A 12,416-nucleotide genomic window follows, 5' to 3' on the forward strand; every position below is an offset into this window, starting at 1 on the left:
GCTCCACGGCCCGGACGCGGTCTCACCCCGGTGGGCCGGCGCCCCCCCCCGGGGGGGCGGGTTCCCCGGCCCCGGCCGCCCGCCCCGGCGACCACCATCGGTCGCCGGGCGAGGTGACCGTGGACGCCGGTCAGTCGTCACGCTGGCGGCCCGACCGGCCGGTGGTGCGGGCGACCACGACGGCGGCGGCGAGGCTGAGCGCGGCGGCACCCAGTTGCAACAGGCCGTCGAGCAGATCGACGAGGTCGACGAGAGAGGGGTGATCCACTGTGGCCTCCGGGGGTAGGTATCCCCCGCCGTCCGCGTGCTGCGGAGGCGGCCCCCCGGGCCCGGCGGTGACAACCGCGGGCGCCACCGGAATTATGGCACGGCGGTCCGAACGCCGTCACCCGGCGACCACTGCGCGTCGCACCCGGCCGGACCGGCGCGTGCCGGCCGGACCGGGCACCCGCCGGCCGGCGCGGGGTCAGAGCTGGCCGGGGTAGAACCCGTACCGGGCCAGGGGTTCGACGATGTTGCGTTCCTCGTAGGACAGGTGGGACAGCAGGGTGTCGGTGAGCACGTCCACCGCCTGCTGCAGGCCGGTGAGCCGCCCCGGGTCCCCGATCAGCGCGACCAGGGCCCGGTCGACGCCCTCGACGACCTCGTGGATGACGACGTGTTCCTGCTCCAGCCGGTCGATCACCGGGACCAGCCCCGGATCGGCCCGTCGCAGGTGCGGGAAGATCGCGTCGTCCTCCAACCCGTGGTGCTGGGTCACGAGTGTGCAGTAGGCGGCGCAGTACGCCCCCAACGTCCAGTTGTTCTGCCGCAGGGTCATCCGGTTGAGCACGCCCCGGGCGTCGCCGGCGGAGACCGCCCCCCGGCGGACCTGGTCGAGCAGGTCGCGGATCTCGCCCAGTTCCCGACGCAGGTGGTCGTGCACGTCGACCAGGTGCCCACCGACGGCCTGGGCCTGCGGGGAGTAGACGTGCCCGGTCGGGGCGGGCGGGGCGACCGGACGGGTCGACTCGTCCCAGAGCCGGTGGTCGCTGTGCCGTACCTGCGGTGCGGGGGTGGGGGTGACCGCGAGTCCCGCGACACTACCGACCCGGAGGGTCTCCCGCCGCTCCTGCGCCGCTCCCGCCGTACCGGTCGGCTCCGTCGTGTCCCCCGCCGGCCCGGTCAGCTCCCCCGGCGGCGGGGCGGCGGGGGCGGTCGAGCCGGCCCGTTCGGCGGCGACCAGTTCACGGACGCCCGGGGCGACCTCCTGGGCGAAGAGCTGGATGCTGGCGGGGTCGTCGGTGCCGAGGACGAACCCGGAGGTGCCGTGCTCCAGCACCAGGTCGGTCAGCTCCCGCACCCACTGCCGGGGCGGGCCGTCGAGGAAGCCCGCACCGGTACCGGTGAACCGGCCGGAGACGTTCAGCAACCGCCGCACCTCGGCGGGGTCCCGCCCGGCCGCCGCCGCGCCCTCGTCGACGAGCGCGTTGAGCCCGGCCAGGTCCGCCGGCCCGTTCGGCAGGTACGCGAGCGACGGCAGCCAGCCGTCCGCCGTCCGTCCCACCAACCGCAGCAACCTCGGCTTGTACGCCCCGACCCAGATCCCCACCGGATGTGCCGGGGCGGGGCCGCGTTTCGCGCCGACCACCCGGTAGTGCTCACCGTCGACGCGTACCCCGCCGCGCCGGTCGGCCGCCCACACCTCCCGGATGATCCGGATCGCCTCGTCGAGGGCGTCCACCGCCTGCCCGGGGGTGAGCCGTCGACCGCCGTTGGCCTCGATGGCGTCCCAGAACGCGCCGGTGCCGAGGCCGAGTTCGACCCGGCCGCCGCTGAGCAGGTCGAGGCTGGCGACGCTGCGGGCCAGCACCACCGGCTGCCGCAGCGGCAGGTTGAGCACGTTGCCGGCCAGCCTGATCCGGCTGGTCGCCGCCGCCAGGTAGGACATCAGCGTCCAGGTGTCGAGGAAACCCGGCTGGTAGGGGTGGTCCTGGAAGGTGACGAGATCCAGGCCGGCCTGCTCGCAGAGCCGGGCGCGGGCGACGACCTGCTCGGGCTGCCGGGCGTCGGGGGTGAGGAAGCCGCCGAACAGCAGCTCGTGTCCGTAGTCGGTCATGACGCTGCCGTCACCTGGTCCCCTCGTCGCGTTCCCGGCGTCGCCCCGGCGGCCCGGCAGGGTGGGCGACCGGCCCACCGTAGCGCTGACCTGCGCCGACCCGCCGGGCGGTCGCGGGTTTCGGGTCGCCCGGGGCGGTGCCGGTGCGATCACACGTCGACGGTGAGGTGCACGGCCACCGGGACGACCACGAGTGGCACATCTTGCGGCCGCTTGCGAGGCTAGGAGCCGTGTATGACTACGACCTGTTGGTGCTGGGCTCCGGGCCCAGCGGTCAGAAGGCGGCGATCGCCGCCGCGAAGCTCGGTAGGCGGGTCGGCATCGTGGACCGCCGCGACATGATCGGTGGGGTGTGCATCAACACCGGCACCGTCCCCTCCAAGACGCTGCGGGAGGCCGTGCTCTACCTCACCGGCCTGAGCCAGCGGGATCTGTACGGCAGCAGCTACCGGGTCAAGGAGGAGATCACCGTCGGTGATCTGGCCGCCCGGACGCAGCACGTGATCAGCCGGCAGACCGACGTCATCCGCAACCAGCTCGCCCGCAACCGGGTCGCGTTGATCACCGGCACCGGTCGGTTCGCCGACCCGCACTCGATCTGGGTGGACGGCGGCTCCGGGCACGAGTCGAAGATCACCTTCGACAAGATCGTCATCGCCGCCGGCACCCGCCCGGCCCGGCCGGACAGCGTCGACTTCGACGACCGGACGATCGTCGACTCCGACGGGGTGATCAACCTCCAGGCCGTGCCGCGCAGCATGGTGGTGGTCGGCGCGGGCGTGATCGGCATGGAGTACGCGTCCATGTTCGCCGCGCTCGGCACGAAGGTGACCGTGGTGGAACGCCGCGACGGGATGCTCGACTTCTGCGACGAGGAGATCATCGAGTCGCTCAAGTACCACCTGCGCGACCTGTCGGTGACGTTCCGCTTCGGCGAGGAGGTCGCGGCGGTCGAGAAGCACGAGACGGCTGCGCTGTGCGTCCTCAAGAGCGGCAAGAAGATCGTCGCGGACACGGTCATGTACTCGGCCGGCCGGCAGGGGCAGACCGACGACCTGGCCCTCGACGCGGCCGGGCTGGAGGCCGACCGGCGCGGCCGGATCGCGGTGGACGAGCACTACCGCACCAGCGTCGAGCACATCTACGCGGTCGGTGACGTGATCGGCTTCCCGGCGCTGGCGTCCACGTCGATGGAGCAGGGCCGGATGGCGGCGCTGCACGCCTGCGGGGAGCCGGTGCGCGAACTCCAGGAGCTGCAGCCCATCGGGATCTACACGATCCCGGAGATCAGCTTCGTCGGCAAGACCGAGGAGGAGCTGACCAACAGCGCCACCCCGTTCGAGGTCGGCGTCGCCCGCTACCGCGAGCTGGCCCGGGGACAGATCGTCGGCGACTCGTACGGCATGTTGAAGCTGCTCGTGTCGCCGCAGGACGGCCGGCTGCTCGGGGTGCACGTGTTCGGCACCGGCGCGACCGAGATCGTCCACATCGGGCAGACGGTGATGGGCTGCGGCGGCACGGTCGACTACCTGATCGACACGGTCTTCAACTACCCGACCCTGTCCGAGGCGTACAAGGTCGCCGCGTTGGACGCGTCCAACAAGATCCGCAACATCACCCGGATCGAGGGGTGAGCCACGGTCACCGGCCGGGTACGCGAGGTGGCCGACGGTCGTCGACGCCACTACCCTCGACGGGTAGCCAACCGCCGATCGACAGGGCCCGCCGCGTGATGCCGAGAAGTCCCACCGTGGACGGGCAGTCGCCGGGTGACAGCCGCCGCCGGAGCCTCGGGGCGCTGCTGCGGCGGGTGCATCTCGGCGGCCCGGTGTCGCGGGCCGGGCTGGCCGAGTGGCTGGGCGTCAACCGCAGCACGGTCCTGGCGCTCACCACGGACCTGGTCGCGGCCGGCCTGGTACGGGAGGACTTCCCCGAGCTGACCGGGCGGGCCGGCCGGCCGTCCCTGGTGGTCCGGCCGGCCGCCGACCGGGTGTACGTGCTCGCCTTCGACATCGCGGTGGACCGGCTGGTCGCGGCCCGGGTGGGGCTGGGCGGGGCGATCCAGGACCGCCGCGAGGCGCACCGGGCCCGCGCGGGCGCCGACCTGGACACCGTCGTACGGGTGCTAGCCGACCTCGGGCGGCAGTTGCACGCCACGGCGACGTCGGGGGCGACCTGCGTCGGGATCGGCGCGTCGTACTGCGGGATGATCCGGCCGCGCGACGGGATGGTGCGCTTCGGGCCGGACATGGGCTGGGTGGACCAGGCGTTCGGCGCGGAGCTGGCCCACCGGCTCGATCTCGGGCTGCCGGTCCTGGTCGGCAACGAGGCCCACCTGGGCGCGGTGGCCGAGCACCAGCGCGGGGTGGGCGTCGGGGTGGACAACCTGGTCTACCTGCACGGCGACGTCGGGGTCGGCGGCGGGATCATCGTCGGTGGCGACCTGCTCGGCGGCGACGGCGGGTACGGCTCCGAGGTCGGTCACATGCTGGTCAACCCGTACGACGGCAGACCGTGCGGGTGTGGTTCGCGCGGCTGCCTGGAGGCGGAGGTCGGCGAGCGGGCGCTGCTCGACGCGGCGGGTCGGCCCGCCGACCGGATCGGCCGGGGCGCGGTCCGGGAGGTGGTCGACGCGGCGGACCGCGGCGACCCGGCAGCCCGGGAGGCGTTGCGGACCGTCGGCGACTGGCTCGGCATCGGGGTGGCGAACGTGATCAACCTGTTCAACCCCGGCATGGTGATCTTCGGCGGAATGCTCCGGGAGGTGTACCGGGGATCGGCGGCGCACGTACGGGAGCGGATCGCCGTCAACGTCCTGCCGGTCTCGCGTACCCGGGCGCAGCTGCGGGTGTCCGCACTCGGTGACGACGCCACCCTGGTCGGCGCGGCGGAGCTCGGCTTCACCCGGCTGCTCGCCGACCCGTTGGGGACGCCGGTCGGCTGAGCGGCCGACCGAAAACCGGTTGGCGGAAGCGGTCCGGTGGGCCAGGCTGACGGGCATGACGTACTGACGGACACCCCCGCACCCCGCACGCCCGTGCCGCGCCGCCGCACGCCGTGGCGTCGCCACGAGCCATCGTGCCGCCGGCTGCCATCGTGCCGCCGCGTGCCGTCCGTCGTTCCCGTCACCCGAAACGAGCGTCCGTGTCCCCACAGCGTTCCCTGCCGTCCCCGTCGCCGGCCACGGCCACGGCCACCGTCACCGTCTTCGCCTCCCCCGAGAGCTGGATCGAGTCCGACGCCGTCCGGCAGTGCCACCAGGTGGCCGCCCTCGACGGCATGCGGCACGTCGCCGCCATGCCCGACCTGCACCCGGGCATGGGCGCCCCGATCGGCGCGGCGATGGCCTCGACCGTGCTCTACCCGCACCTGGTGGGCTCCGACATCGGGTGCGGCATCGCCGTCTTCCCGATCGGCCTCAAGCGGGCCGTACCCGAACGGATCGCCGCCCGGTTCCCGGACCTGGACCGGTCGCCGGACCCCGACGACCCGGCCTGGGCCGTCGCGCCCGGCGGGCCACCCGCCGGTCACGTCGAGGGGCTCGGCACGGTCGGACGGGGTAACCACTTCGTCGAACTGGCCCGGATCGACACCGTCCTCGCGGCGGACCACGCGGACCGGCTCGGGCTCGCCGCCGGGGACCTCGTGCTCATCGTGCACAGCGGGTCGCGGGGCCTGGGCGAGCGGATCCTGCGGGCACACACCGGGGCGCACGGCGCGGGGCCGGCCCCCGACCCGGCCGGCTACCTGGCCCGGCACGACGAGGCGGTCCGCTGGGGCGCGCTCAACCGGCGGATGCTGGCCGCCCGGGTCGCACACGCCCTGGGGGCCGCGCCCACCGAGCCGGTCGTCGACCAGTGCCACAACCTGGTCGAGGTCCGCGACGGCGAATACCTGCACCGCAAGGGGGCGGCCCCGGGCGACGGCCGGGACGTGCTGGTCGCCGGCACCCGGGGCACCCCGTCGTACCTCGTGGCCGGGCACGCCGGCCCGACGGCCAACCACTCCGTGGCCCACGGCGCGGGTCGCAAGATGTCCCGCGCCGACGCGCTGCGCCGGGGCCGGGCCAAGCACACCGTCGCGCAGTTGCGGCGTACGCCGGTGGGTTCGCTGGTGGTGTGCGGCGACCGGCAACTGCTGTTCGAGGAGGCGCCGACGGCCTACAAGCGCATCGAGCAGGTGGTCGCCGACCTCGTCGCGCACGACCTGGCCACCCCGGTCGCGAGCACCCTCCCGCTGGTCACCTACAAGACGCCCGACCCCGGGCCGACCCACCGGGACGGGCGTCGGCGGGGTCGGGAATGAGCGTCCACCTGCTCCTGTCCGCCGGGCGCGGCCCCCAGGAGTGCGCCTGGGCGGTGGCCCGGCTGCTGGACCGGTTGACTGCCGACGCCGCCCGGCACCGGGTGGACAGCCACCGGGTCGAGTCCGTCGCCGGCGACCGACCGGGCACCAACCGGTCGGTCGTGGTCCGGCTCGACGGGCCCGACGTTGCGCCGTTCGCCGCCGGGTGGACGGGCACCCTGTGCTGGCAGGCGCCCAGCCCGTACCGGCCGACGACCGGCCGGAAGAACTGGTACGTCACCGCCCGACCGTGCCGGGTGGACACCCCGACCACGGCGTTCGTCGAGGCCGACGTGCATGTCGTCGCCTGCCGGACCGGTGGACCGGGGGGTCAGCACCGGAACAAGGTGAGCACGGCGGCGCGGGCGACCCACCGTCCCTCCGGCACCGTCGTCGTGGTCGACACCGAACGGCAGTTCGGTCTCAACCGCGCCGCCGCCCTGCGGTTGCTGCGGCAGCGCCTCGCCGAGGACGACGCGCGTGCCGGCCGCGCCGTCACCGCCGCCCGCCGACGCCTGCACGACGAACTCGTCCGGGGCGACGCCGTGCGGGTCGAACGTCCCCAGCCGCCCGGCGCGACCGGCACCCGGGTCAGGAGCCGTCGCGCAGGTCGGTCAGCCGGTCGCGGGTGAAGCGGAGGTCGTCGAAGACGACCCGGCAGCCGTCGCCGGTGGGTGACTGCGCCTCCAAGCCGATCGTGGCGGCGGTGGCCGCGCCGTCGATGCCGAAGTACCTGACCATCCGCCAGGTCCGTCCGTCGACCGAGGCGTGGTACGCGAACGCGTGGTCGATCCGGGAGACCCGGAGCCAGACCGTGCGGGCGTCGACGACGAAGGCGTTGGCGTCGTCGGCGACGCCCCGGGCGACCCCCGAGACGATCATCGGTTCGCCGTCGGGAGAGAGTTCGAAGCAGAGCTTGCCCCAGTGCCGCTCGTCGACCCAGAGCAGCAGCACCCCGGCGTCGTAGGTGGCCGCGAAGTCCACGGTGACCCGGGCGCTGAACTGGAAGTCGCCGTCCGGGGGCGGGCCGAGCAGGGTCGCCGCGTCGAGCGTCGACCCGGCGGCCGGATCGCCCGCGGCCGGGTCGATGAAGATGTCGCTGCGCGGGGCCGCCGACCCGGTCACCACGCCGTCCGCCTCGGCGATCGTCCACGCCGCCTCGGGCGACGGCGACAGGGCGAACGGCAGACCCGGGACGTTCCAGGTGGTGGTCATGGCGTCCATTATCTGCCGGGGCCCCAGCGCGCGTCGCCCCGGTGGCCCTCCGGGTGACGGGCCGCGACCGGGGACAGCGGGACCGGCGGGCGCCGACGGCCGGCTCCCCCACCGGGCCGGTACGCACCGTTGTCGGTCGGGCCGCCTAGGGTGAGGGCATGGCGGAACGAGGTCTGACCCTGATGGCGGTGCACGCGCACCCCGACGACGAGGCGACGAGCACCGGTGGCGTGTTGGCCCGGTATGCGGCGGAGGGCATCACGACGGTGCTGGTGACCTGCACCGACGGTGGTTGCGGTGACGGCCCCGGCGGGGTCAAGCCGGGCGACCCGGGGCACGACCCGGCCGCCGTGGTGGCGATGCGTCAGGCCGAGCTGGAGGCCAGCTGCGCGGCGTTGAAGGTCAGTCACCTGGAGACGCTCGGTTACGCCGACTCCGGCATGATGGGCTGGTCGACCAACGACCTGCCCGGAGCGTTCTGGAACACGCCGGTGACGGAGGCGGCGCAGCGGCTGGCGGAGCTGATCCGCCGGTACCGGCCGGACGTGGTGGTCACCTACGACGAGAACGGCTTCTACGGTCACCCGGACCACATCCAGGCCCATCGGATCACCATGGCCGCCGTCGAGATGACCGACGTCCCGGCGAAGGTCTACTGGACCACCGTGCCGCACACGGCGTTCGCGGAGTTCGGCCGGGTGATGAAGGAGCTGGGCGTCGAGTGGGCCGAGCCGGAGGAGACGCCGGGAGCGGACGGGCCGGGCCCGCAGCTCGGCCTGCCCGACGACGAGATCACCACCTGGGTGGACACCAGCAGCTACGGCGCGCAGAAGTTCGACGCGCTGGCCGCCCACGCCAGCCAGACCGAGAACATCTTCTTTCTGCGGATGGGCCGGGACCGGTTCGTCGAGCTGATGGGCCGGGAGACCTTCGTCCGGGTCCGCGACACCACCGGGGCGGCCCTGCCGGAGGACGACCTGTTCGCCGGTCTGCGCTGACCGGTCCGGCGAATGTTGCCGGGGTGTTCCAGCCGTAACCGGGACGGAACACCCCGGCGGTCATCGCCTTGGACAGATGGACAACTCGGTATGGTTATCCATCGACATCCATCTTCACAGACTCTCCACGGCCGACGATGATCGCGTCATCGAAAGATGCGAAAGCATCTCGGATCGGGGAGGTCAGTTTGAGATCAGCCCTAGCGCTGGCCGGCGTCACCATGCTGGTCGGCAGTGGTCTCGTGGTCACCACCACGAGCGCGTCCGCCGCTCCGCCCGCCGCCTCGGGACCATCGCTGGTCGCCGCCGCCGACACCGCGCTCAAGGAGCACTCCCGCGACGTCAGGTCGTCGGCGAAGGACCGCTACGCCGTGCACAGCAGCAGGCGCGACGCCCAGGGCCGGGGCGCGGTCCGCTACACCCGCACCTACGACGGGCTCCGCGTCTACGGCGGGGACGTCGTCATCCGCACCGGGGCCGACGGTGACTACGCCGGCAGCTCGGTCGGCCTGGCCGCGCCGCTGAGCCTCGCCACCACCCCGAAGGTCAGCGCCGCCAAGGCCAGCAAGGCGGCGACCACCGCGTTCTCCGGGCGGATCACCGGCACCGGCGCGGCGGAGCTGTTCGTCGACGCCAGCAGCGGCACCGGCCGGCTGGCCTGGGAGACGGTGGTCACCGGCTGGGCGCCCGACGGGCAGACCCCCTCGAAGCTGCACGTCATCAGCGACGCGATCACCGGTGCCCGGATCGGCTCCTACGACGAGATCGAGTCCGTCGTCGGCACCGGCAACAGCATCTACGCCGGACCGGTCGCGATCGACACCACCCAGTCCGGGGCCACGTACAGCATGATCGACCCGACCCGGGGCAACGGCCGTACCTGCGACATGAACAACGGCACGTCGACCTGCACCACCTTCACCGACGCCGACAACGTGTGGGGCACCGGCGCGGCCTCGAACCGGCAGTCCGCCGCCGTCGACGCCCACTTCGGCGCGGCGACGACCTTCGACTACTTCACCGAGGTGCACGGGCGCAACGGCATCTTCGGCAACGGCACCGGCGTGCCGAGCCGGGTGCACTACGGCAACGCGTACGTCAACGCCTTCTGGGACGGCGCGCAGATGACCTACGGCGACGGCGCGGGCAACGCCAAGCCGCTTGTCGCCCTCGACGTCGCCGGCCACGAGATGTCCCACGGCGTCACCGAGAACGTGGTCCCCGGCGGCCTGACCTACTCCGGCGAGTCCGGCGGCCTGAACGAGGCCACCAGCGACATCTTCGGCAACATGGTGGAGTTCTACGCGAACACCCCGGTCGACCCCGGCGACTACGAGGTCGGCGAGAAGATCGACATCCGGGGCACCGGCGCGCCGCTGCGCTACATGTACAACCCGACGCTTGACGGTTCGTCGCACGGCTGCTGGTCGACCAGCACCAACAGCCTCGACGTGCACTACTCCTCGGGCGTGGCCAACCACTTCTTCTTCAACCTGGCCGAGGGCTCCGGTGTCACCCCGTACGGCACCTCGCCGCTGTGCGGGTCGGCCCCGCCGGTGACCGGGATCGGCCGGGAGAAGGCGGAGAAGATCTGGTTCCGGGCGCTGGACGCGTACTTCGTGTCGAACACCCGCTACGTGAACACCGCCCAGCCGACCAACACCGCGCGGATGCACACCCTGTCGGCCGCCACCGACCTGTACGGCCTGTGCAGCACCGAGTACAAGGCCGTGATGGCCGCCTGGACCGCGGTGAACGTCACCGGCACCGAGTCGTGCGCCGCCAACGACTTCACCGTCGCGGTCGCCCCGGCGACGGTGACCGTCGACCCGGGCACCTCGGCCACCGCAACGGTCTCCACCACGGTCATCCGGGGCACCGCCGAGACGGTCACCTTCTCGACCGGCCCGCTGCCGGCCGGGGTGAGCGTGTCGTTCTCCCCCGCGTCGGTGACCGCCGGCGGGTCGACCACCGTCACGGTCACCGCCACCGCCACCGCCGGCAGCGGCACGGTACCGATCACGGTGGTGGGCACCGCCCCCTCGGTGGCCCGCACGACCACGCTGAACGTGACGGTGAACGGGCTGCCGGGCTGCTCCGGCAGCAACGGCACCGACGTGCCGATCGCCGACAACTCGACGGTGGAGAGCACCATCGTGATCAGCGGCTGCGCGGCGACCCCGTCGACCACGAGCAAGGTCGAGGTGCACATCGTGCACACCTACATCGGTGACCTCGTGGTCAGTCTGATCGCCCCGGACGGCAGCGTGTACACGCTGCAGAGCCGTTCCGGGGGCAGCACCGACAACATCGACCAGACGTACACCGTGAACCTCTCCTCGGAGGTGGCGAACGGCGCCTGGCGGCTGCGGGTGCAGGACGCGGCGACCCTGGACACCGGTTACCTCAACAGTTGGAGCCTGAACCTCTGACGCGTCGGTGACGCAGGCGGGCCATCCGGGTCTCCCGGGTGGCCCGCTCACACGTCGGTGACCCGACCCCACCCCGGTATAGTCATGCCTGTCTATTGGTGTCGCCGTCCCGACGCCCCCAGGTCACCCACCACCCCACCACCGAGGAGGTCCGGATGACTCCGTACCGATCCCGCCTGCGGGCCTGGGCCGTCGCGTTCCTCGCGGCGGTCGCCCTGCCCGCCGCCCTGCTCGGCCCGCCGACGTCGGCGTCGGCCGCGAACACCCTGACCATGCTCGGCGCGGACGTCTCCTCCGTGCAGCGCAGCCTGGACCTCGGCGCGCGGTACTACGACGCCGCCGGCACCGCCCGCGACCCGCTCGACATCCTCAAGGGCATCGGCGTCAACTACGTCCGGCTGCGGGTCTGGAACAACCCGGCCAGCGGCTGGAACAACAAGGCCAAGGTGCTGGCGTACGCGAAGACGGTCAAGGCCAAGGGCCTCAAGCTCATGATCGACTTCCACTACTCCGACACCTGGGCCGACCCGGGCAAGCAGTACAAGCCGGCCGCCTGGGCCAACCACGGTATCGGCCAGCTCCAGAGCGACGTCTACAACTACACCTCCGACGTGTGCACCAGCCTGCGTAACCAGGGCACCACGCCGGACAGCGTGCAGATCGGCAACGAGATCAACGTCGGCATGCTGTGGAACGACGGCAAGGTCGTCAACAACGACTTCACCAACCTCAGCCTGCTGCTCAAGGCCGGTTACCAGGCCACCAAGGCGTGCAACGGCGGAACCCAGGTGATCATCCACACCGCGAACGCGGACAGCATGGACCACGCCCGCTGGTTCTACGACGGCATCCGGGCCAAGGGCGTGCAGTGGGACCTGACCGCGCTGTCGTACTACTGCATGTGGCACGGCACGCTGGCCAACCTCTACAACGTCATCACCGACGTCCGCACCCGGTACGGCAAGCCGGTGGTGCTCACCGAGACGGCGTACCCGTTCACCGCCGCGAACGCCGACAACGAGCCGAACGCGATCAACGGCACCGAACCCTGTGCGGGGCACCAGGCGAGCTGGACCGGCCAGGCCACCGAGTTCTCCTGGGTGCAGGACACCGCCCGCAACGCCGGCGCGATCGGCGTCTTCTACTGGGAGCCGACCTGGTACGCGGTGCCCGGCAACGGGTGGGACCCGGCGAACATCAACGGCACCGGCAACCAGTGGGACAACATGGCCGTCTTCAACTGGACCGGCCAGGTGAACCCGAGCATCCGCTGGCGGCCGTAGCGGCTTGCGTCCCGGTCGGGGGGGCCCCCGCGCGGGGGCGCCCGCC

General features: G+C 72.6%; 10 protein-coding genes. 7 read left to right on the forward strand and 3 right to left on the reverse strand.

All coding sequences use genetic code 11. From position 1 onward, the window contains the following. Positions 1–130: 130 nt before the first annotated feature. Both ACOJTC_RS03110 and ACOJTC_RS03115 read right to left on the reverse strand, forming a co-directional pair. Positions 131–268, reverse strand: a complete 138-nt coding sequence (locus tag ACOJTC_RS03110) for a hypothetical protein (protein ID WP_357930531.1) — start codon at positions 266–268, stop codon at positions 131–133. A 198-nt stretch (positions 269–466) separates the two neighbouring features. Beyond that, positions 467–2,098 carry an LLM class flavin-dependent oxidoreductase gene (locus ACOJTC_RS03115; protein ID WP_420115653.1) on the reverse strand — a complete coding sequence of 544 codons (1,632 nt, stop codon included), beginning with the start codon at positions 2,096–2,098 and terminating at the stop codon, positions 467–469. 230 nt (positions 2,099–2,328) lie between these two features. On the opposite strand from ACOJTC_RS03115, the gene sthA reads away from it, so the two are divergent. The 4 genes from sthA to prfH all read left to right on the forward strand — a co-directional run bounded on the left by sthA (position 2,329) and on the right by prfH (position 7,074). Then, positions 2,329–3,732 (forward strand): Si-specific NAD(P)(+) transhydrogenase, encoded by a 1,404-nt coding sequence (sthA, locus tag ACOJTC_RS03120; protein WP_420115654.1) that lies wholly within the window; start codon positions 2,329–2,331, stop codon positions 3,730–3,732. 98 nt (positions 3,733–3,830) lie between these two features. Continuing rightward, complete coding sequence (locus ACOJTC_RS03125; RefSeq protein ID WP_420115655.1) at positions 3,831–5,042, forward strand: ROK family protein; 1,212 nt, start codon at positions 3,831–3,833, stop codon at positions 5,040–5,042. Positions 5,043–5,242: 200 nt separating this feature from the next. Further along, positions 5,243–6,403, forward strand: a complete 1,161-nt coding sequence (locus tag ACOJTC_RS03130; protein ID WP_420115656.1) for an RNA ligase RtcB family protein — start codon at positions 5,243–5,245, stop codon at positions 6,401–6,403. After that, positions 6,400–7,074, forward strand: a complete 675-nt coding sequence (prfH, locus tag ACOJTC_RS03135; protein WP_420115657.1) for a peptide chain release factor H — start codon at positions 6,400–6,402, stop codon at positions 7,072–7,074. The genes ACOJTC_RS03130 and prfH overlap by 4 nt, the downstream gene beginning before the upstream one ends. On the opposite strand, the gene ACOJTC_RS03140 is transcribed toward prfH, so the two are convergent. Then, positions 7,034–7,657 (reverse strand): DUF1349 domain-containing protein, encoded by a 624-nt coding sequence (locus ACOJTC_RS03140; protein WP_420115658.1) that lies wholly within the window; start codon positions 7,655–7,657, stop codon positions 7,034–7,036. The two genes, prfH and ACOJTC_RS03140, sit on opposite strands and share 41 nt — an antisense overlap. A gap of 158 nt (positions 7,658–7,815) precedes the next feature. On the opposite strand from ACOJTC_RS03140, the gene ACOJTC_RS03145 reads away from it, so the two are divergent. From ACOJTC_RS03145 to ACOJTC_RS03155, 3 genes are all read left to right on the forward strand, one after another. Continuing rightward, on the forward strand, positions 7,816–8,655 hold the full coding sequence (locus ACOJTC_RS03145; RefSeq protein WP_204924425.1) for a PIG-L family deacetylase: 840 nt from the start codon (positions 7,816–7,818) through the stop codon (positions 8,653–8,655). Between the two features lie 188 nt (positions 8,656–8,843). Beyond that, a complete protein-coding gene (locus ACOJTC_RS03150) occupies positions 8,844–11,087 on the forward strand; it encodes a M4 family metallopeptidase (protein WP_420115659.1) in 2,244 nt (747 codons plus the stop codon). Between the two features lie 155 nt (positions 11,088–11,242). After that, the gene (locus tag ACOJTC_RS03155; RefSeq protein WP_420115660.1) at positions 11,243–12,370 is read left to right on the forward strand and encodes a glycoside hydrolase family 53 protein; all 1,128 of its coding nucleotides are present in this window, start codon (positions 11,243–11,245) and stop codon (positions 12,368–12,370) included. Positions 12,371–12,416: the final 46 nt, after the last annotated feature.

Source organism: Micromonospora sp. (genome assembly GCF_048594385.1).
GTDB classification, from domain to species: Bacteria; Actinomycetota; Actinomycetes; order Mycobacteriales; family Micromonosporaceae; genus Micromonospora; species Micromonospora wenchangensis.

Bases quoted from the DNA above. Each gene is read 5' to 3' on its own strand.
- ACOJTC_RS03115 (WP_420115653.1), bottom strand. From the start codon at position 2,098: ATGACCGACTACGGACACGAGCTGCTGTTCGGCGGCTTCCTCACCCCC.
- ACOJTC_RS03125 (WP_420115655.1), top strand. From the start codon at position 3,831: ATGCCGAGAAGTCCCACCGTGGACGGGCAGTCGCCGGGTGACAGCCGC.
- prfH (WP_420115657.1), top strand. From the start codon at position 6,400: ATGAGCGTCCACCTGCTCCTGTCCGCCGGGCGCGGCCCCCAGGAGTGC.
- ACOJTC_RS03140 (WP_420115658.1), bottom strand. From the start codon at position 7,657: ATGACCACCACCTGGAACGTCCCGGGTCTGCCGTTCGCCCTGTCGCCG.
- ACOJTC_RS03145 (WP_204924425.1), top strand. From the start codon at position 7,816: ATGGCGGAACGAGGTCTGACCCTGATGGCGGTGCACGCGCACCCCGAC.
- ACOJTC_RS03155 (WP_420115660.1), top strand. From the start codon at position 11,243: ATGACTCCGTACCGATCCCGCCTGCGGGCCTGGGCCGTCGCGTTCCTC.